Source organism: Spirillospora sp. NPDC127506, from assembly GCF_040302145.1.
Classification (GTDB): domain Bacteria; phylum Actinomycetota; class Actinomycetes; order Streptosporangiales; family Streptosporangiaceae; genus Spirillospora.
Genome location: NZ_JBEORG010000055.1, coordinates 14918 through 35945 on the forward strand (window position 1 = coordinate 14918; position 21028 = coordinate 35945).

The 21028-nt window shown below is 73.6% G+C and carries 11 protein-coding genes; 4 read left to right on the forward strand and 7 right to left on the reverse strand.

From position 1 onward, the window contains the following. Positions 1 to 13 precede the first annotated feature (13 nt). Entirely contained in the window at positions 14 to 6541 is a 6528-nt protein-coding gene (locus ABTW95_RS32255) for an SDR family NAD(P)-dependent oxidoreductase (protein ID WP_500228280.1), read from the reverse strand. Positions 6542 to 6833: 292 nt separating this feature from the next. Here ABTW95_RS32255 and ABTW95_RS32260 point away from each other — a divergent pair, with 292 nt between their 5' ends. Then, entirely contained in the window at positions 6834 to 9188 is a 2355-nt protein-coding gene (locus tag ABTW95_RS32260; RefSeq protein ID WP_500228281.1) for an MFS transporter, read from the forward strand. Between the two features lie 8 nt (positions 9189 to 9196). After that, on the forward strand, positions 9197 to 10432 hold the full coding sequence (locus ABTW95_RS32265) for a glycosyltransferase (RefSeq protein ID WP_500228282.1): 1236 nt from the start codon (positions 9197 to 9199) through the stop codon (positions 10430 to 10432). A 24-nt stretch (positions 10433 to 10456) separates the two neighbouring features. On the opposite strand, the gene ABTW95_RS32270 is transcribed toward ABTW95_RS32265, so the two are convergent. From ABTW95_RS32270 to ABTW95_RS32285, 4 genes are all read right to left on the reverse strand, one after another. Continuing rightward, on the reverse strand, positions 10457 to 13123 hold the full coding sequence (locus ABTW95_RS32270) for an MMPL family transporter (RefSeq protein WP_500228283.1): 2667 nt from the start codon (positions 13121 to 13123) through the stop codon (positions 10457 to 10459). Between the two features lie 45 nt (positions 13124 to 13168). Then, positions 13169 to 14953, reverse strand: a complete 1785-nt coding sequence (locus ABTW95_RS32275) for a fatty acyl-AMP ligase (protein WP_500228284.1) — start codon at positions 14951 to 14953, stop codon at positions 13169 to 13171. Between the two features lie 259 nt (positions 14954 to 15212). Next, positions 15213 to 15461, reverse strand: a complete 249-nt coding sequence (locus tag ABTW95_RS32280) for a TFIIB-type zinc ribbon-containing protein (RefSeq protein WP_396449399.1) — start codon at positions 15459 to 15461, stop codon at positions 15213 to 15215. A 142-nt stretch (positions 15462 to 15603) separates the two neighbouring features. Then, positions 15604 to 15768, reverse strand: a complete 165-nt coding sequence (locus tag ABTW95_RS32285; RefSeq protein WP_396449398.1) for a hypothetical protein — start codon at positions 15766 to 15768, stop codon at positions 15604 to 15606. Positions 15769 to 17427: 1659 nt separating this feature from the next. On the opposite strand from ABTW95_RS32285, the gene ABTW95_RS32290 reads away from it, so the two are divergent. Continuing rightward, the gene (locus ABTW95_RS32290; protein WP_396449397.1) at positions 17428 to 18174 is read left to right on the forward strand and encodes an IclR family transcriptional regulator; all 747 of its coding nucleotides are present in this window, start codon (positions 17428 to 17430) and stop codon (positions 18172 to 18174) included. A gap of 26 nt (positions 18175 to 18200) precedes the next feature. Here ABTW95_RS32290 and ABTW95_RS32295 read toward each other — a convergent pair whose 3' ends face one another. Further along, entirely contained in the window at positions 18201 to 18563 is a 363-nt protein-coding gene (locus ABTW95_RS32295; protein ID WP_396449396.1) for a YkvA family protein, read from the reverse strand. Positions 18564 to 18903: 340 nt separating this feature from the next. Between ABTW95_RS32295 and ABTW95_RS32300 the strand changes: the two genes are divergently transcribed. Further along, the gene (locus tag ABTW95_RS32300) at positions 18904 to 19851 is read left to right on the forward strand and encodes an alpha/beta hydrolase (protein ID WP_396449395.1); all 948 of its coding nucleotides are present in this window, start codon (positions 18904 to 18906) and stop codon (positions 19849 to 19851) included. 56 nt (positions 19852 to 19907) lie between these two features. Here the strand turns inward: ABTW95_RS32300 and ABTW95_RS32305 are convergent, their stop codons facing one another. Then, the gene (locus ABTW95_RS32305; protein WP_396449394.1) at positions 19908 to 20498 is read right to left on the reverse strand and encodes a septal ring lytic transglycosylase RlpA family protein; all 591 of its coding nucleotides are present in this window, start codon (positions 20496 to 20498) and stop codon (positions 19908 to 19910) included. Positions 20499 to 21028 lie beyond the last annotated feature (530 nt).

The window sequence follows — 21028 nt, forward strand, 5'->3', positions numbered from 1 at the left end:
TTCGGCTGGGCCCTCAGCGGGCCGTGGTTGACGTGAGGACGGCGTCGCTCTCCCGCCGTCCGGCCAGCCGGCCCTCCAGGTGCGCGGCGAGAACCTCCACACCCGGCGGGTCGAGCAGGTTGAGGTGATGCGCCCCGGGGATCGTGACGATCTCCAGGTCGGAGCAGAGCCCGCCGAAACCGTTGGTCCCGTCGAGCACGTAGCGGGCATCCCGGACGGCCCAGGGGGTCTCCTCGGGCGCGTGGTAAAGGATGACCCTGCCGTCGTACGGCTCGGGCCGGTACGCCTCCAGGGAACGCGTGTCCTGGTGCGACGTGAGCTGGTGGGTGAGGGCCGCCGGCGGGATGTAGTCCACGAGCGGCGCCGCGCGCTCCATGACGAGCGCGAACTGGGCCTCCTCGTCCAGGCCGGACAGCTCCTCGTAGGTGAGGGTGACGTCCAGGCCGTAGGTCTCGTTGATGTAGTCGGCGAACGCGGAGAAGCGGCGGGCGAGGGTGTCGGACTCGTCGTCCACCGGCAGCGGCAGGCCCGCGTCGAACAGCGCGACGAACTCGACCTCGCGGCCGGCCGCGGTGAGCTGCCGGGCGGTCTCGTAGGCGAGGACGCCGCCGAACGACCAGCCGCCGAGCCGGAACGCGCCCTCGGGCTGCGCCTCCCGCAGGTGCCGGACGTAGCGGGCGGCGCGCTCCTCGACGGACGGCGCGTCTTCGAACCGCTCCAGCCCGTACACCGGCTGGTCGTCGCCGAGCAGGTCGACGAGCTGCCGGTAGCAGGCGGTGGTGCCGCCCGCGGGGTGCGCGATGAAGATCGGCCGCCGGGTCCCGGAGGGCTTCAGCGGGCGGACGGTCTGCCGCGCCGCCTCCTCGTCCGCGGCGCGGATGTACTCGGCGACGTTCTCCGCCGTCGGGACCTCGAACAGCTCGCCGCGGGTGGCCTCGGCGCCCAGTTCGGCGCAGACGAGCGCGACGACCTGGTCGGCCTGGTGCTCCTGCCCGCCGAGGTCGGCGAAGAAGTCGGCGGTGACGCCGACGCGGTCGAGGCCGAGGACGTCCTCGAAGATGCGGACCGCGAGCCGCTCGGCGGCGTCGCGCGGCATGACGTACCCGGACTCGGCGTTCGAGACGGCGGTGGGGGCCGGGGCGCCGGACAGGCCGAGCTCGCCCGCCGCCCACTCCTCGAACACGTTCACGCTGGCGCCCTGCAGCAGGACCGACGCGGGGACGGTCAGCCCGAGGTCGTGCTCGACGCCGCTCTTGATGCGGACCGCGACGAGCGAGTCGAGGCCGAGGTCGGTGAGCGGGACGGCCGGGTCGAGGCGCTGCGGGTCGAAGCCGAGGACGGCCGCGATCCGGTGCCGGACCTGCGCGGCGATCATCTTGCGGGCGGTGGCCGGGTCGAGGTCCTTGAGCGCCGCCACGCCGGGCCAGTCGCCCGCGTCGGCGGCGCCGGCCTCGGCGGCCGCCTCGGTGAGCGCCGCGAAGTACGGCATGTCGCGGATCTCGGGGAAGAGGCCCACCGCCGTGACCGGGTCGAACCGCAGCACGCCCGTCGCCGCCATGTCGTGGGCGAGCAGCGCTTCGAGCGCCTCCGCGCCCTCGGCCGGGCTGATCGGGTCGATGACGGTCACCGCGGTCTCGGCGGCCCCGCCGACCTGCGACCAGGTGCCCCAGTTGACGGTGGTGCCGGGCAGCCCGCGGGCGCGCCGGTGGGCCATCAGCGCGTCGACGGCGGCGTTCGCGGCGGCGTAGGCGCCCTGGCCGGGCGAGCCGAGCAGCGCCGCGGCGGAGGAGTGCGCGACGAACCAGTCGAGGTCGAGGTCCCGGACCGCCTCGCTGAGCCGGCGCGCGCCCTCGACCTTCGCCGTCCACACCCTGTGGAGATCGTCCGGGCCGAGGTCGGCGATCAGCCGGTCGTCGATCGCGCCGGCGCCGTGCACGACGCCGCACAGCCGCGCGCCGCCCTCCCGGGCGACCGCGACGAGCCGCTCCGCGGTGCCGGGCGCGGCGATGTCGCCGAGCACGACGCCGACGTCCACGCCGCTCTCCCGGAGGCGCGCGATCACCTTCTCGGCGTCGGCGCCGGGGCCGCTCCGCCCGGACAGCACGATCCGGCCCGCGCCGCGCTCGGCCAGCAGCCGCGCGGTGACGAGGCCGATGCCGCCGTACCCGCCGGTGACGATGTAGGCGCCGCCGCGCCGGACGATCCGCTTCTTCCCGCCCTCCGTCTCCGGCAGTTCCGCCCGCCCGAGCCGCGCCGCGTACCGGGCGCCGCCGCGCCAGGCGACCTCGCGGGCGTCGCCGCCGGCGAGCAGTTCCGCGACGAGGTCCTGCGGCCGGTCGACGTCCACGTGGGTGGCCCGCTGCGCGGTCCGCTCGAACGCAAGGACGCGCGTGAGCGCGCTGACGAAGGCGTGGCCGGGCAGCCCCGCCTCGCCGTTCAGCGGGAGCGCGCCGCGGGTCGCGACGTAGAGGCGCGGCCCGTCCGGCAGCGAGCGGCTCACGCCGGCGACGGCGAGCACGAGGTCCTCGTCGACGAGACCGGCGGAGGGGACGAGGACGACGCCTTCGACCGGTTCGTCCATGGCCGGATGGCCGTCCGGGGGCCGGTTCGTCACCCGGTGCCGGATGACGTGCTTGCCGCGCTCCTCCAGTCCGGCGCCGGTCGCGGCGGCCAGCGCGTCGTCCTCTTCGGACAGGATCAGCCACGTCCCGCCGGAGCCGCCGTCGCGGCCGGCGTCGGCGTCCGCGCGCTCGCCGGCGTGCGCGGGGTCGTGGCCGGGGAGGGGCGACTCGTCCCAGCGGAGTTCGACGAGCTTGTCGGCCAGGGGGACGGGGATGTCGGGGCGGTCCGCGCGGCGCAGGACGATGCCGGTCGCCTCGGCGAGGACGCCGCCGTCCGCGGACAGGAGGGTGAGCGAGCCGGTGACGCCCTCCTCGTCGCGGACGACCGCCGCCTGGACGTGGCCGCCGCGGTGGGTCGGGCCGTAGACGCGGAGGCTGCCGATGGTCTCGGCCAGCCAGACGCCGCCCTCGCCGTCGTCCGCCGAGCCGTTCGCCTCGTCCGACAGCGCGGACAGGCAGCGGTCGAAGACCTCGGGGTGCAGCCGGTAGTGGCGGCTGCCGCGCTCGGCGGCGGCGATCTCGGTGGCCGCGCCGGGCTCGGGCGCCGCGGGGGCGCGGTGGTCGGCGCCGACGTCCGCGCTGGCCAGCCGCGCCCACGTGCCGGCGGGCGTCCGCGCGTGGATCTCGACCCGCTGCTCCGCCTCGGTGAACGTCGTGGTCACGGTCGTGTGCCCGCCGAGGGCGAGCGGCCGCTCCATCCACAGGCTGTTGACGCGGACGTCGTCGGTGCCGAGCGCGGTCGCCCCGGCGGCGAGCGCCATCTCCGCGAACGCGGCGACCGGTAGCGCGTGCAGCCCGTGGACGGTCAGGTCCCGCAGCCACGGCTGGGCCTCCAGCCCGACGTCGGCGCGCCAGGCGTGGCGGTCCTCGCCGGGCATCTCGACATGCGCGCCGAGCAGCGGGTGCTCGTCGCTCCGGCCCGATGCGCGGTGCGAGAGGTCGACCCAGTGCCGCTCGTGCCGCCACGGCGACTGCGGGACGTCGACGATGCGCCCGTCCGCCGGGGCCGCGACCGTGTGGCCGTGGGCGGCGAGGGTCGCGAGCTGCGCGTGGAACGTCAGCGTGTCGTCGGTCTCCTCGCCCTTGCGCGCCCGCTTGAGGGTGTGGGTGACGAGCGCGCCCGTCCCGTCGAGGGTCTCGCCGACCGCGTGGGCGAGGATCGGGTGCGCGTTGATCTCGACGAACGTCCGGAAGCCGTCCTCGGCGGCGGCGGACACCGCGTCGGTGAGCCGCACCGCGTTGCGCAGGTTCGCGGCCCAGTGCCCGGCGCCGAGCGCCGCGTCCGACCCGAGGTACGCGCGGGGGTCGTCCAGCGCCGTGGTGTAGAACGCGATGCCGTCGGCGAGGGGGACGCCGCGTTCGGCGCCGACCCCGGCGAGCTGGTCGCGCAGCTCGGGGATCAGCGGGTCGACCTGCGGCGAGTGGCCCGCCCCCTCCGCCTGCACCGTGCGGGCGAGGCGCCCCTCGGCCTCGGCGCGCTTGACGACCTCGGCGACCTGGGCGGCGTCGCCGGTGACGACGGTCTGCTTCGGGGAGGAGTGCACGGCCGCGTACACCTCGGGGAGGCCGTCGGCGAGCCGGGCGACCTCGTCCGCGGACGCGCCGAGGACGGCCATCGCGCCGCCGCCGACGAGCCGCGTCAGCAGCCGGGAGCGGCGGCAGATGACGCGGACGCCGTCCTCCAGCGTGAGCGCGCCGGCGACGACGGCCGCCGCGACCTCGCCCATCGAGTGGCCGACGACGGCGCCGGGCGTGACGCCGTACGACTTCCACATGCGGGCCAGGCCGATCTGGACGGCGAACAGCACCGGCATGGCGCCGGCCGGCCCGTCCGGCTTGCGGCCCTCTTCGAGCAGCGCCCACAGGTCGGGGCCGCCCTCCTCGGCGAACAGGCCGTCCAGGTCGTCGATGGCCTCGGCGAACGCGGGCTCCTCCTCCAGCAGGCGCTGCGCCATGCCCGCGCGCTGCGCCCCGTACCCGGAGAAGACCCACACGGGACGGCCCGGCACGCCGAGCGCGGAACCCGTCACGACGCCGGGGTGGGGGCGGCCTTCGGCGAGGGCGGTGAGCCCCTCGACGAGGCCCGCGCGGTCCCTGGCGGCGACGGCGGCGCGGGCCCGGCCGCGGCCGGCGCGGCGGTGCAGGGTGCGGGCGACGTCGGCGAGCCGCACGCCGTCCTCGGCCTGGAGCCATTCGGCGAGAAGGGCCGCGTGGTCGCGGACGCGGTCGTCGCTGGTGTCCGACAGGGGGAACGTCCGGATGACGGCCGGGTGGGCGGCGGTCTCCTGCGCGGGCGCCTCTTCCAGGATGACGTGCGCGTTGGTCCCGCCGAAGCCGAACCCGGACACGCCCGCGCGCGCCGGGTGGCCCCTGTCGGGCCACGGCGTCTCCTCCGCGACGACCGCGAGGTGCAGCTCGTCGAACGGGATGTGCGGGTTGGGCTCCTTGTAGTGCGCGCTGGGCGGGATGACGCGGTGATGCAGCGCGAGGACGGCCTTGATGAGCCCGGCGATGCCCGCCGCGGACTCCATGTGGCCGAGGTTCGACTTGGCGGAGCCCAGCAGCAGGGGCGCGTCGTCGTCGCGTCCCGCGCCGAGGACCTCGCCCACCGACTTCGCTTCGATCGGGTCGCCCAGGAACGTCCCCGTCCCGTGGGCCTCGATGTAGTCGACCTCGCGCGTGTCGATGCCGGCGGTCGCGTAGACGTCGCGGAGCAGGGCGCGCTGCGCGTCGGAGTTCGGGGCGACGAGGCCGTTGGAGCGCCCGTCGGAGTTCACGCCGGAGCCCCGCACGACGGCGAGGACGCGGTCGCCGTCCCGCTGCGCGTCCGACAGGCGCTTCAGGACGACGGCGCCGCAGCCCTCCGCGCGGACCATGCCGTCGGCGGACGCGTCGAACGCCTTGCAGTGCCCGTCCGCCGCCGTCCCGCCCGCGAGGTCGAACGTCATCGTGACGGACGGCGACAGCAGCAGGTTCACGCCGCCCGCGAGCGCCACGTCGGCCTCGCCGCTGCGCAGCGCCTGGACGGCGAGGTGCGTGGACACCAGCGACGACGAGCACGCCGTGTCGACGATCATGCTGGGGCCGCGCAGGTCGAGCAGGTACGACAGCCGGTTCGCGATGATGCTGAGCGCGGCGCCGGTCGCCGTGAACGGCTCCAGGGACGCCAGGTCGGACGCGGTGAACGCCGCGTACTCCGGCGCGGACACCCCGACGAACACGCCGGTGCGGGTGCCGCGCAGCGACGCCGGGGCGATGCCCGCGTGCTCGAACGCCTCCCACGCCACTTCGAGGACGAGCCGCTGCTGCGGGTCCATGACGGCGGCCTCGCGCGGCGTGATGCCGAAGAACCGCGCGTCGAACGCGGCGACGTCGTCCAGGAAGCCGCCGAGCCGGGTGGTCCTGCCGAGCAGGTCGCCGACCTCGGGGGAGCCGTCGTCGAACGGGTCCCAGCGGCCGTCCGGCACCTCGCGGATCGCGTCGCCGCGCCCGGTCAGGAAGCGCCAGTAGTCGGCGGGGCCGGTCAGGTCGCGGTCGCCGCCGGGGAAGCGGCAGCCGATGCCGACGACGGCGATCGGCTCGTCGCCGGCCGCCGCCGCGCGGACCGGCTCGGGTTCGGGCGCCGGCTCCCCGGCGGCGCCGCCCGCCAGCGCGACCGACAGCTTGTTGATCGTGGGGTGCTCCCAGACGAGGGTGGCCGGGAGGGAGCGGCCGAGCATCTGCTCCAGCTCGCCGGCGATCGCGACCGCGTCCCGGGACGCCAGCCCGAACTCCTCGAGCGGGCGGTCGGGGTCGACCTCGGCGGCAGTGGTCCTGGAGCGGCGCGCGATCTGCTCGATCAGGTGGCGGCGGATCGCGTCCCCGCTGATCCCGTCCTGCGGGGTGGCATGCGCGGCTCCGGAACGATCGTTGCTCTGCATGCGCTGGGTTCCCCCCATGAAACCGGGATCGTTCATCGAAGCGGAGGGACCACTTTGTCCTACGCTGACCGGCTCACGATGCGCATCCAGACCACTTTTCTCACCGGCGTCTTGTCACGGTGATGACAAGACTCGGGAGTAACCAATGTGGCCTGATGGGATAGTTAGGTCAGCCCGGCACAGAGTCAGGGCTGAGTAACGGGACGCCAACCAATAGTAACAATAGCGACGACTGCTTTTAGGGGGAAGCGGCGGATTTCCCGGCGGTGCCGGACCCTCGCCGTACGGACTGTTGACCCGGGGCCGATACCGATGGGCGCTGGCGGTGGTGGCCGTCAGCGCGTTCATGACCACCATGGACAACACGGTGGTCTTCACGGCCCTGCCCACCATCATGACCGACCTGGACATGTCGTCCTCGGCCAAGGACTGGGTCGCCACCGGGTACATCCTGATGTTCTCCTGCCTGATGATCACGGGCGGGCGGCTCAGCGACGTCTACGGCTGCCGCGTCACGTTCACGTCCGGCATGGTCGCGTTCACCGCGGCGTCCGCCGTCTGCGGGCTCGCGCAGAGCTCCGAGGTGCTCATCGTCGCCCGCATCGTGCAGGGCGCCGGGGCCGCGCTGGTGCTCCCCGCCACGCAGGTGATGGTCACCGTCGGGCGCAACGACAAGCAGCGCTCCATCGGCAACATCGCCTTCATCGGCGCCGCGTCCGCCGCCACCGCGCTCGGCCCCGCGATCGGCGGGTTCATCGTCGAGCACTGGCACTGGGGCTGGATCTTCCTGATCAACATCGTGCCCGGCATCCTGGTGACCGTCCTCGGCCTGTTCGTGCTGACCTCGCGCGGGGAGAACAAGCACTCCCGCGTCGACCTGCCCGGCGTCCTGATCTCCGCGACGATGCTGTTCGCGTTCATCTACGGGCTGGAGGCCGGCAACAAGCTCGGCTGGGCCGACCCGTCCGTGCTCAGCGTCTTCGCGCTCGGCACCATCGCCCTCGTCTGCTTCGTCGTGGTGGAGAGCTGGGCCCCCGACCCGATGATCGACCTGCGGTTCTTCCGCAACCGGGTGTTCACCGGCGGGCTGCTGTCGCAGATGCTCTACGGCATCGGCTTCAACGGCATGATGTTCTACTCGCAGCCGTTCCTGCAGCGCTTCCTGGGCTTCTCGCCGTCCGAGGCGGGCCTGGTCATGCTGCCCCCGGCCCTCGCGATCATCGTGCTGACCCCGATGGCGTTCCTGATGGCCGCCAAGGTCGGGCCGCGCCCGGCGATCGGCGCGGGGATGGCGCTGATGGGCCTCGGCATGGTGCTGTTCTCGATGCTGCAGGTCGGCGACGGCTACGCCGACCTGATGCCCGGCGTCATGCTCGTCGGCGTCGGCGCCGCCCTCGGCATGCCGCTGGTGATGTACGTGCTGAAGGCCGTCCCGGAGCGGCGGGCCGGCGTGGCGAGCGGCGTCATCAACGTGATCCGCGAGGCGTCCGGCGCCTTCGGCATCGCGATCGTCGGCCTCCTCATCCACCACATCCCCGACGAGGGCGCGAGCCCCGCCGCGCTGGAGACGTTCCGCGCAGGCACGTCCTCGGGCCTCATCCTCGGCGCCGTCCTCGTCCTCGTCGGCGGCCTGATCAGCGGCCTCACCCTGCCCAGCCGCCGCGGCTGGCTCGGCCCGAAGCACGGCAAGTCGTCCCCCGTCATCCCCGACACCCCGGAGCCCGGCCCGGCCGTCACCCCGCGCGACCCGGTCCCGGCCCTGGTCGCGCCCGCGCCCGAGCCGCTCACGGCTCCCGTCGCCGTGGTGAGCACCGCCCCGCCGAACGCGCCCCTCCCGCTCCCCGTCGCCTGGCACGACGACCTCGTGCCGGACGAACCCGTCCCCGCCGCCACCCCCGGTCCCCACTGGTGGGCCGACGACGAAAAGCCCGCCGAGGACAGCTTCACCTGGCAGGACGACGACCGTCCCGCCGGGCCGGCCCCGTGGCCCGCGCCTCCCGCCGCGCCCCCGCCGCCTCCGCCGCCCCCCGGCCCGGCGAACACCCGGGAAGACCTGCCCGCCTCCGACCCCGCCGGCCCGACCGTCCCCCTCCCCGCGCTGGCCCAGACCGGCCCCGAAACGCCCTCGCCGCGCGGAGCATCCGGCGTCCCGGCCCTGCCGGGCGACCCGCCGCGCGCCGACCTGGACCACGACGTCCCGCGCGCCGACTCACCGACGGGCGCGGTGCTCGGCGCGAGCCGTCCGCCCGGGTTCGAGGACGCGGAGCAGGGCCTCCCGCACGATCAGGGCGCCGAAGAGCCGGCGACCGAGGAAGCACCGGCAGCCGGCGAGCAGCCTGGCGCGGCCTCGCGGTGGAGCTCCGGGTGGTGGAGCTCCAGCCCCGGTGAAGACGGTCTTCCGGACGACGAACCCGATGGTCGGGAGGCCGCCGGGGTTGACGCCGGCGGCGCCGAAGCACCGCCCGCGCTGCGGGTCTCCTGGGATCCCAGCGGTGCGGAGCGGGATGCGGAGAGCGGGCCGCCGCCCGCGGACGAGGTGCTCGAAGGGGAGCGGCCCGCGCCGCCCGACGGATGGTACGAGCCCTACGTCCCGGAGGAGGGCCCGGCGGAGGATCCGCAGGTCAGCCCGCGCAGCGACGCCTGGTAGGAGGCACCGTGAGCAGAATCGTGATCTTCGCGGCGGGGTCGCGGGGGGACATCCAGCCCTGCGTCGCCCTCGGGCGCGCGCTGCGGGCGCGCGGGGACGAGGTGCGGCTCGTGGCGAGCGCGCGGTACTCGCCGATGGTCGTCGCGGCGGGGCTGGAGCTGGCGCCGCTGACGGCCGATCCGGCGGAGATCCTCGAATCGGACGCCGGGCAGGAGTTGCTCGCCGGCGGGCGCAATCCGGTGAAGTTCCTCGGCGGGTTCCGGCGCATCATCGGGCCGATGGCCGAACGGCTGCTGGCCGAGAGTTCGGACGCCTGTAAAGGCGCGGATCTCATCCTTGGGCCTACGCTCGGTTTCCTTCCGCGCCATATTGGTGAGCATCTCGGTGTTCCTTGGGCGCTGATTCATTTCCAGCCGAGCGAGCCGACGGGCGCGTTCCCGCATCCGTTCGTCCCGCAGGCGGGCGCGCTCGGGCCGTGGGCGAGGCGGGCGAGCTTCCGGGCGGTCGACCAGATCGCGTGGCAGCTGTCGCGCCCCTTCATCAACCCGTGGCGGGAGGGGATGCTCGGCCTGCCGCGCCTGCCGCTGCGCGGGCGGCGGGCGGACGGCCCCGTGCTGGCGTGCTTCAGCCCCGTGGTCGTCCCGAGGCCCGAGGATTGGGGCCCCAACGTGCATCTGACGGGGTACTGGTTCCTCGACGAGCCCGAGTGGGAGCCCCCTGGGGAGCTCGCGGAGTTCCTCGCGGCCGGCCCCCCGCCGGTCTATGTGGGGTTCGGGAGCATGGTCCCGAAGGACGCCGAGATGACCGCCCTGACCGTCCGGACGGCGTTGCGGCTCGCCGGGGTGCGCGGCGTCGTCCAGGGCGACCCGGCGAGTTCGGACGAGGACGTGCTCGCGGTCCGGGACGTCCCGCACTCGTGGCTGTTCCCGCGCATGGCGGCGGTCGTCCACCACGGCGGCGCCGGGACGACCGCGGCGGGGCTGCGGGCCGGCGTGCCGACGGTCGTGTGCCCGTTCTTCGGCGACCAGCCCTACTGGGGGGAGCGCGTCGCGGAGCTGGGCGCGGGGACGAGGCCGCTGCCGTTCCGGGCGATGACGGTGCCGCGGCTCGCCGCGAAGATCCGGCAGGCCGTCCAGGACCCGGACATGGCGGACCGCGCGGACGACCTCGGGCGGCGCATCCGGGCCGAGGACGGCGTCGGGCGCGCCCGCGACGTCATCGACTCGCTGCTGCGGGCCCGCTGACCCGCGGCTCCCCGCGCGGCAGGGTCAGGGCGCGTCGCCGTCCGGCACCTCGGCCCAGGACCAGCCCGGCCCGTCCGGGTTCGGGACGATCACCCGCCTCGTCCGCGGGTTCTGCGGCGGCCTCGGCCGCGGCGGGCCGTCCGCCCACGGGCGCCACGGCTCCCCGGCGGCGGTGCCGTGCCCGTTCGCCTCGCCGCCGTCCGGCGTCCGGAAGGCGACCCGGGGCGGCTCGGCCGCCTGCGGGGCCGGCCGGGGCTCAGGGGGGCGGAAAGCCTCATGCGCGTCCACGTGCCGCCGCGGGGCCGGAGCCGCGGCTCCCGCCTCCTCCCACTGCAGCGCGTACGGGAACGGCTGCTCGTCCGGCAGGCGCGGCGGGCGGGCGGTCGCGCCCGCCGCGGCCACGGCGGCGTGCTCGCGCAGGTCTATGCGGGCGTGCAGGCCGGCGAGGAACGGCGGCAGCCACCAGTTCGCCGCCCCCATGAACCGCATCGTCGCCGGGACGAGCAGCGACCGGACGAGCACGGCGTCCACGACGACCGCGACGAACATGCCGACGCCGATCAGCTTGACGACGGTGATGCCCGCCATGCTGAACGCGCCGATGACGACGAGGAACAGCAGCGCGGCGCTGGTGATGATGCCGCCCGTGTGCTGCATGCCGGACGCGACCGCCACCCGGTTGTCGTGCGTGAGGTCCCACTCCTCCCGGATGCGGCTGAGCAGGAAGACCTCGTAGTCCATCGACAGGCCGAACACGACCGCCAGGATGAGGATCATGCTGGTGGCCTCGACGCCGCCCGTCGGGGTGAAGTCCAGGACGCCCGCGAGATGCCCGTACTGGAAGCCCCACACGATCGCGCCGAACGAGGCGCCGATCGACAGGACGTTCATCACGATCGCCTTCAGCGGCAGCACGATCGACCCGAAGAACATGAAGAGCAGGATGAACGTGGCGACGCCGACGAAGACCGCCATCTTCGGCAGGGTGCGCATCAGGCTGGCCATCAGGTCCATCTGCGCGGCCGTGCTGCCGCCGACGTCGATGTGCATCGGGTAGCCGTCCTTGGACAGGCTCATCCCGCGGATGTCGGACACGAGGTCCTGGGCGCGCTGGTCCATCGGCTCGTACTTGTGCGTGACGGAGATGCGCACGCCCCCGTACGAGGCGGAGTAGCCGGTGAACTGGGCGTCCGTGACGCCGGGGAGCTTGGCCAGGCGCCGCCGGAACTCCTCCAGGTAGGGCGGGATGGGGTCGTCCTTCTTGGCGGGCGTCCAGTCGCGCGGGATGAGGTCGCCGGAGATGACCACGTCGATCGGCTCCGCGGAACCGTTCGGGAACTCCTTCTTGACCGTCTCCACCACGTGGCGGGTCGGGCTGCTCTTCGGCAGGACCCGCGCGTCCACGCTCCCGAACTGGACGTTCAGGAACGGCACGAACATCACGCCCAGGATGACGAGCACGACCGCGAAGTACGGCAGCGGATGCTTCATCACGCTGCGGCCCAGCCGGTACCAGAAGCCGCTCTCCGGGTCGCGCCGCGCGCGCTTGGCCGTGGGCCGCCGCCACGGCATCCGCCCGATCTCGACGCGCGGCCCCAGCAGCGCCAGGAGCGTCGGGAGGAGCACCGTGGCGCCGAAGACGGCGACCATGACGGTGGCGATGCCGGCGAGGCCGATCGTCCGGAGGAACATCTGCGGGAACAGCAGGAGCCCCGCGAGCGCGGCCGACACGGTCACGCCGCTGACGATGATGGTGCGGCCCGCCGTCGCCATGGTGGCGGCCAGGGCCGCCTGGCGGATCGGCTTCAGGTCCGCCTTGTACGCCTTCTTCGCGGCCTTGCGCGCCGCCTTGTCGCGTTCCCGTTTCCAGGGTTTCCCAGGTGGCAGCCCCTGCGCGGACATGCCTCGCTCCAGTTCCTCGCGGAACCGGCTGATGATGAACAGCGAGTAGTCGATCGACAGGCCGACGCCCATCATCGTGACGACTTCCAGCGCGAACGACGTCACGTCCGCGGCATACGTCACCACATGGAGGACGGCGAGGCCGCCGATGGTCGAGAAGATCGCCACCGCCATCGGCAGCAGCGACGCCATCCACGCGCCGAACAGGATCATCAGCAGGATGAGCAGCGGCAGCGCGGTGATCAGCTCCGCGCGCACGATGTCGGCGACGACCTGCTGCCCGAACTCCTCGCCCAGCGGCACGCTGCCGCCGTACTGGACGGTGAGGCCCGGCGCCGCCAGCCGCTCCTTGATGGCGTGGTAGTCCTCGGTCTTGGCCGCGCCGTCCTTGCCGCGCAGCTTCACCGCGACGAACGTCTTGCGCCGGTCGTGCGACGCGAACGCGTCGGCCGCCTTACCGTCGAACGACCAGTAGGAGATGATCTCCTCGACGTTCGCCTTCGGCAGCCGCGCGACGGTGGTGACGACGCTCGCCTCGTAGCGCGGGTCGTCCACCGTCATCGTGTCGCTGGAGTAGAGGACGAGCACGTCGGGGTTGGTGCTGCCGAAGTAGGTGGCGCCGAGCTTCGCGACGAGCGTCGAGGACGCGTCCGGGTCCTCGAAGCCGCCCTCCTTGAACTTGGCGAACACGCCGAGGCCCCAGACGCCGGCGACGGCGGTCATCACCAAGATCAGCACAAGGCTGGTCCAGCGTCGCCGGTGGATGAGACGCCCCAGCCCCGAAAGCATGATCCTCCTGTGTCGCCGCGGCCGGCGGGCCGCCCCGGATGCGAGCTACTTGCGGGACGCCAGGCGCGCCGCGGTCGTCGGCAGCTCGCCGTCAAGGTAGCGCTGCCGCGTCGCCGCGCGCGCGATCTTCCCGCTGGACGTGCGGGACACGCCGCCCGGCTCGATCAGTACGAAGTCGTGGACGCTCATCTCGTGCTCGACGTTGACGGCGCCGCGCACCGCGGCCTCGACCTCGTCCAGGTCCAGCCGCCCGAGCGGGACGCGGCGGTTCCGCTCGGCGACGATGACCAGCCGCTCCGTCTCCTCCCCGGTGAGCGCGAACGCGGCGACGTGGTCGGGGCGGATCGCGGGGTGCGCCTCCTGCGCCGTGACCTCGATGTCCTGCGGGTAGTGGTTGCGGCCGTCGACGATGATGAGGTCCTTGATGCGGCCGGTGACGTACAGCTCGCCCTCGTGGACGACGCCGTAGTCGCCGGTCTTCATCCAGGGCCCGGCGGGAAGGTCGCCGGCCTCGCGCAGCTCCCCGCCGAACGTGTCCTGGCTGCGCTCGGAGTTGCGCCAGTAGCCGGGGGCCGTGTTGGGTCCGTGCACCCAGATCTCGCCGACGCGGCCGTCCGGCTGCTCCAGGCGCGTCTCCGGGTCGACGATCGCGACGAGCTGCCCGTAGGGGCGGCCGCACGACACGAGCTCCGACCCGCCCTCGGCGAGCCGCAGCTCGCCCTGCGTGAGCGCCTCCCGGTCCACGGAGATGATCTTCGGGGGGACGTCCTCGGCGGCCGCGGACACGAACACCGTCGCCTCCGCCAGCCCGTAGCCCGGCGCCTGCGCGCTCGGCCGCAGCCCCGCCGGCGCGAGCGCCTCCGCGAACATCGACAGCGTCGACGGGCGGATCGGCTCCGCGCCGTTCAGGCACGTCGTGAGCCCGGAGAGGTCCAGTTCCGCGATCTTCTCCGGCGGCACCGACGACGCGACGTACTCGTAGGCGAAGTTCGGCCCCGCCGTGTAGACGTTCTTGCCGGGACGCTCCGCGATCAGCTGCAGCCAGCGCAGCGGGTTCATGATGAACGACACCGGGTCGGTGTAGATCGCGTGGTCGCCGTTCACCAGCGGCAGCGCCATCGTCGCGATCAGCCCCATGTCGTGGAACAGCGGCAGCCAGCTGACCAGCTCCGGGGTCGGCCGGTCGGGCGCCCACCCGGCCCACAGCTGCGCCGCGTTCGCCGTCACGTTCCCGTGCGTGATCTCCACACCGGCCGGCCGGCGCGTCGACCCCGACGTGTACTGCAGGTACGCGAGGTCGTCGAACGCGATGGGCTCGTCCTCCCACCGGTCGGCCAGCGCCGGGTCGATCTCCTCGGCGAACACGATCTCCTTCGGCTGCGGGACGTCGTGGTCGGCGAGGAACTTCTCCACGTGCGGCAGCGCGCTCCGCGTCGTGACGATCACCGCGGGCTCGGCGTCGGTGTAGGCGCCGATCAGCCGGTCGGCGTGCCCGGGGAGGTCGGGGGAGAACAGCGGCACCGCGATGACGTGCGCGTACATGGCGCCGAGCATGGTCATCATGTACTCGAGCGTCTGCGGCAGCAGCAGCGCGGCCCGCTCACCGGGCCCGGTGACCTGCCGCAGCGTCGCCGCGACCGCGCGCGCCCGCCGGTCCGTCTCCGCCCAGGTCGCCGTGACGTGCGCGCCCGCCGGGTCGACCGAGTAGTCGACGAACGTGTAGGCCGGGGCGTCCGGCTTCTCCCTCGCCCACCTCGCGACCCGTTCGATCAGCGGAGTGCGGCCGGAGCCGCCGGGCAGGAGTTCGGGAAGCAGCGAGCCCAATGCCATTGATCATTCTCCCGAGGGGACGGGCCGGACGGGACCCTGTGCGATACGGGTGGGCGCCATCGGCGGAGGTGCGTCGGCCGGACGGCTGTGTCTGGACGCCCCCCGGCGACCGGCGATGATCGTCAAGCTACCGGATGGTAGTCAGTGAGCGATATTAGCCCGCGGTCACATTCGGTGGCGCCCGGTTTGTCACCCCTGTGACAAGAGGAAATCCCCTTTCACATGCGGGCGTCCACCCGGTCACCGACCGTGCGGAAGCCTACCGGTCCGCGGAGAAGATCTGCTCCATGATCCCCCTGCGGTGCCGTCCCTGGTAGGTCGTCTCAGGGTTCACCTCGTCCGGGAGTTCGGCCAGGTAGCGGCTCTCGGCGTCGATCAGCTGCTCGAGTTCGCCGCGGTCGAGGAACACGCCCTTGCATCCCGGGCATTCCTCGATCACGACCCCGTGGCGTTCAAGGGTGTCGAGCTCGGACTCGCACTTCGGACATTGCAGCGTCGCGTCTGACATACCGGATCCCCTGTCCGTCACGACCGCGTTTACTGTCAGGCGGTCAGCTTACTGACACCTGACCCGGTTTGGGATGGCTCGTCCGTCAATACGGCTGTCCGCGATGGGCATCCCCACCGTTCCCGTCGTTCCGCGGCGGGCGTCACCCACCGGACAAGGCCCTCCTCAGCGCCAGCCGCCGCCTCATCAGCCCGACGCAGGCCGCGCCCCACAGCAGGCCGATCTCGGCCACGAGCGCGATGCCGATGACGACCGCCCAGTCCGTCTCGTCCGACTCCTGCATCCCGCTGGGGGCCACCAGCGTCATCCGGCTCTCCCCAGGCGCCACGACCGGTCCCGCGGGCGCGTTCACCGGCGGCAGCACGGCCCCCCGAGGCGGCGACACGGTAGGCAGATCCGGCACCTCGAACGCACCGCCCGCACCCCCTGGGACGGGCCCCCCGGAGCCGCCCGACGACTTCGGCCCCGAAGGGACCCCGGCCGAACACGGCCCGCCACGCACCCGACCGCTCGTGCAGTGACCACCCGAAGCAACGGAGGGCTTCGCCGCAGGGCACGCCCCGGCGCTCGCACACGACCCCCCTGCCGACGAGTGACCAGCACCAGACGGCCTCGGCCCAGAGGCTTGCCCAGCCGGACACGGCCGACCACCCGCACCAGCCTTGTTCCCCACGCAATGGCCACGTGGTGACGGCTTAGCACCCGACGACTTCGACGCAGGGCACACTCCCCCACCCGCACACGACACCCCGGTCGGCGACGGGCCGCCACTCACAGTCGGCTTGAGGCCAGACTCCGCAGACGGACACGGCCTCCCGCCCGCACTCGCCTTACTCCCCGCACAGTGATCGCTTGGAGACGGCTTCACGCCGGACGGCTGCGCAGACGGGCACGGCCCTCCGCTCGCGCTCGCCGCACTGCCCGAGCAATGACTGCTCGGCGACGGCTGAGTGCCCGATGGCTTCGGCGCAGGGCACGCTCCGCCGCCCGGACACGACACCCCAGTCGGTGACGCACTGCCGCTCGCCGTCGGCCTCGGACCAGAAGGCTCCGCCGACGGACACGATCTGCTACCCGCGCTCGCCTTGCTCCCCGTGCAATGACTGCTCGGTGACGGCTTAGCGCTCGACGGGGTCGATATGGGGCACGGCCCGCCGTCCGTGCACGGCGACCCTGCTGGCGATGTGCTGCCGCTCGCCGTCGGCTTCGGGCCGGACGGCTGCGCAGACGGACACGGGCTTCCGGATGCGCTCCCCGCGCAGTGACCACTCGATGGCGTCTCGATGCCCGCCGAGGTACTGCTTGTGGTCGCATTGGGGGCCGAGGGGGGCGTGGAGAGGGCGAACAGGGCGCGGATCGTGCGGTGCGGGGCGTTCGCGGCGTCCGCTACCGCGACGACGCTCAGTGGCCTGGTGGACGACATCGCCGAGGCGGGGATACGGACTGTGGCCGTCCGTGCGAGGGGCTTCTCGGCCACGTCGTGGAGGGCGCAGCGGAGTTGGCGGGACGTGGCGGAGCGGGCGCAGTCCGGGGAGTGGCGCGTCCAGGAGAGGGGGCGTTCGGCGGTGAGGCGCAGGGTGGTGTCGTGGGCGACGCCGCCTTCGGCGTGGACGCGGATCGTGTACGTGAGGGCGTAGCCGGGGCCGGTGGTGGTGGCCGTGGAGGTCGTCATGTCCATCGCCAGCCGCACGGCGGGCTGGGCGGCGCCGGCGGACGGGCTCGCCAGTGCCAGCGGTGCGGCCAGTGCGGCGCCGGCCGCGATGGCGCCCCAGCGTGTCCTCACCGTTCCCCCCAGCGGTGTCCTGCATGGCTGCCAGGGGGGCGGCGCCGCGGCGCCGGGCACAGACTGTTATTGCCACATCGTCGAGCGGAGTAACGTGCCTCACTCTGGCAACTCCCCCGCTTTCGCACAGTGAAATCGGTTCTCCGTAGAATCGGGTGGGGTGCGAGGGAGAGGAGACCCGGGGTGGCGGAGGCCGTTCGGTCGCTGGAGCGCGCGTTCGATCTGCTGGAGCATCTGGCCGACGCCGGGGGCGAGATGGCGCTGTCGGAGCTGACGGAGGTCTCCGGGCTGCCGATGCCGACGATCTACCGGCTGATGCGGACGCTGGTGAACCAGGGCTATGTGCGGCAGGAGCCTTCCAAGCGGTACGCGCTGGGGCCGCGGCTCGTCCGGCTGGGCGAGGGCGCGAGCCGGCTGCTCGGCACGTGGGCGCGGCCGGTGCTGGCCCGGCTGGTGGACGAGATCGGCGAGACCGCCAACATGGCGGTGCTCGAAGGCGACGAGGCCGTGTACGTCGCGCAGGTGCCGTCCAAGCACTCGATGCGCATGTTCACCGAGGTGGGGCGGCGCGTCCAGCCGCACTGCACCGGCGTGGGCAAGGCGCTGCTGTCGCAGCTGCCCGACCAGCGGGTCCGGGAGATCCTCGCGCGGACGGGCATGGACGCCCACACCCCCAACACCTTCACCGACCCGGACGCGCTGCTGGGGGAGCTGCGGCGGATCCGGGAGCGGGGCTACGCGCTGGACGACGAGGAGCAGGAGATCGGCGTCCGCTGCGTCGCGGTGCCGCTGCCGGGGGCGCCGGCGTTGACGGCGATCTCGGTGTCCGGCCCGTCCGGGCGCATGACGCGCGAGGCCGTCCCGGACGTCGTGCCCATCATGCGGGACGCCGCCGAGCGGTTCGCGAAAGAGCTGAGCCCGACCGCGTGACGCGGCCGGGCCCCAGGTGCGGCGGGTCAGTCGACGGGTTCGCCCACGATGACGGTGGGGCGCCCGCCGCGCTCCCAGGCGACGAAGTCGCCCGCGGACTTGACGAGCACGGCGGCCAGCCACAGGGCCAGGCCGGTGTCGTCGGCGATGCCCGCGATCGGGATCACGTCGGGGATGGCGTCGATCGGGGAGACGATGTAGACGAGGCCCAGGGCGAGCAGCCCGAGCGTCCCGAACGACATGCCCTTGTACTGCCCGCGCAGGACGGCCTTCAGCATCCGGGGGACGGCGCGGACCCGCTCCCACAGGCCGGGTGCGTCGGGCTGCAGGGTCTCGCTGTAGATCCGCCACGCCTGCCCGGCGGCGGCCGCACTGCGCTTCCTGTCCACGAGCACTCCTCGTCCGAACGTTCAGAGGGCGCGCCCCCGCGGCGCCCACGCATATCTACGACGCGACGGCCGCCGGAAATGTTCCCTCGCCCCGGCCGTGAGTCAGGAGTCACAGGCGCCACACCGGCACCGGCGCCGGAATGATCGCGGGAGTGCCCTGCGGAACATCGCGCTGCGGTTCCATTCGCCTTACTTCCGGTGAGTTCTTCATCACTTCCCCGGCGGACCTGCGGCGTTTCGCGGCGTGTTGGCCGGCCGGCGCTGCGAGCATGGCCCCGCGGGCGCCTCCCCCAGCACGACCGGCACGGCCCGTCGAGCACTGCAGGAGCTGACGACCGACATGAGCGGCGACACCACGAACCGTCCCGTCCACGGCACCGCGGCAGGCGAACCCTACGTCGCGCTGCCCCCGACCGCGGTCGACGCGGTCGCCTCGGGCCCGACCCGGCTGATCGCGGCCTGGCCCGGCTTCGACCCGCCCCGCACGGCGGCCGCGCTCGCGGCGGCGGTCCCGATGACCGGCGTGCCGGTGTGGCGGGTGTTCCTCGACCTGCCGGGGCGCTCGCCCGGCGGGCTCGGCTCCGGCGCGATCCTGGAGACCGAGGCCGTCGAGGCGTACTGCGCGGCGGTGGAGAACGCCGTCGAGCGGCTGCCGGACGTCCTCGCGGAGATCCGCCGCGACCTCGCGATCCCGGACGGCCCCGCCGCCCTCGCCGGGTTCAGCGCGGGTGCCGCCGCCGCGCTGCTGGCCGTGCTGCGCGGCACCGTGCCGGTGAGCGCCGCCGCGCTCGTGGCGCCCGTCGTCGCCCCGTCGCGGGCCGCGCGGGCGGTGGAGAAGCGGTCCGGCCGCGACCGGGACTGGACGGCCCACGCCACCGAACTCGCCGACCGCCTCGACCTCGGCTCCCTCGCCGGCGGCCTCGCCGGGCGGGACGTCCCGCTCCTGCTCATCGGCGGCGCCAAGGACCGCGTCGTCCCCGCCAGGGAGATCACGTCCCTGCGCGACGCCCTGCGGCGGCACGGAACCGGGCCCGTCGAATCCACCGCGTTCCGCATGGGGCACGCGCTCGCCGCCGAGCCCGGCACCGAACCGCGCCCGCCCATCACCGAGGCCGTCCAGGTGGACACCGCCCTCACCGACTGGTTCCGCGCCCGCCTGGCCCGGGCCGGCGATCAGCGGACGGCGGCGGGCGAGCGGCCGGAGGACGCCCGGGACGGCGCCCGGCCGGCCGCCGGCGAAGGCTCCCCGGATGAGCGTCCGGGTGCCGTCGCCGGGCAGCGGCGCTGATCCGCCGCCCGGCGGGCACGCTCGGGCGCCCGCCGGGCGGGTGGTGTTCTTCCGGATCAGCCGCGGGACAGGACCTCGTACCGGACGGGGATCACGCCCGCCCCGGTGCCGCCGACCTTCTTCATCGCGGCCCTGGACAGGTCCAGGCAGCGGCCGCCCGCGTACGGGCCGCGGTCGTTGATGCGGACCACGACCGAGCGGCCGTTGTTCTTGTTCGTCACGCGGACCTTGGAGCCCATCGGCAGCGTCTTGTGCGCGGCCGTCAGCTCGTCCGGGTCGAACGGCTCCCCGCTCGCCGTCATCTGGCCCTCCCAGTAGTAGGAGGCCTGGCAGGAGCCCGAGGAGAGGACCTTGGACTTCTTCTTCCCGGTCTTCTTCTCCGGCTTCGCGAGGTGCGCCACCTTGGTGTCGGACTTGGGCGCCTTCTTCTTCGGAGACTTCGCCGGCTCCGGCGAGCGCGGCCTGCCGCGGCTCGCCCGCGGCGGGTCGGCCTCCGGCCGCCCGGCCAGCGGGTCGGCGGCCGGCGGCGCGGTCTGCGCGGCCCGCGCCGGTCTTGCGGTTCCGCCGCCGTTCACCAGCGCGAACGCGCCCGCCGCCAGGACGGCGACGGCGGCTCCGGAGACGATCAGGACGGTGCGCAGGCGCACTCGGACAAGGCGCCTTACAGGGCTACCCACAGAGGAGTCCTTTGTTAGGGGACAGGACCCCGGACGCCCGGTTCGTCTCGCGGCGTGCTCAGGCGACCTCGTTCGTCCCCGAGTCCTCCGCCGCCCGCGGGCTCGCTCGCCCGGCTCCGCGCCGCTCTCTCAGGCGCGTCCGCGTCATCGCGGTCCGGCGTCCGGCAGGTGCGGCGGGAAAGGCATCTTCACTTTTGATCTCTAAAGCGCCGCACAAGTCCTTGACCGTACGTTGCGTCTCGCGTGAATCAAGACGTAGGGCCCTAGTTTGTGGGGTTTGTCACCCTGATCTTTGCGCTGGGCAGTTGACCGACTTCACACCGTCACTGGGTTTGTAGATCTTCTTTACTAACCATGGAAGGTGTGATCTCGGACATATAACAATCGCTTGCTCGGCATGCGAAAGGGGCTCTTCGCAATCGAGGGTGTGGTGGGGGCTGGCGCGTCGGTCCGGGGATAGAGGTCGAGGTCTCCCGAGGATGGAGGTTCCTACGCCAGCC

Excerpts from the sequence above, each read along its gene's own strand:
- ABTW95_RS32255 (WP_500228280.1), bottom strand. The coding sequence starts at position 6,541 with ATGCAGAGCAACGATCGTTCCGGAGCCGCGCATGCCACCCCGCAGGAC.
- ABTW95_RS32300 (WP_396449395.1), top strand. The coding sequence starts at position 18,904 with ATGAGCGGCGACACCACGAACCGTCCCGTCCACGGCACCGCGGCAGGC.
- ABTW95_RS32275 (WP_500228284.1), bottom strand. The coding sequence starts at position 14,953 with ATGGCATTGGGCTCGCTGCTTCCCGAACTCCTGCCCGGCGGCTCCGGC.
- ABTW95_RS32285 (WP_396449398.1), bottom strand. The coding sequence starts at position 15,768 with ATGACGCTGGTGGCCCCCAGCGGGATGCAGGAGTCGGACGAGACGGAC.
- ABTW95_RS32280 (WP_396449399.1), bottom strand. The coding sequence starts at position 15,461 with ATGTCAGACGCGACGCTGCAATGTCCGAAGTGCGAGTCCGAGCTCGAC.
- ABTW95_RS32270 (WP_500228283.1), bottom strand. The coding sequence starts at position 13,123 with ATGCTTTCGGGGCTGGGGCGTCTCATCCACCGGCGACGCTGGACCAGC.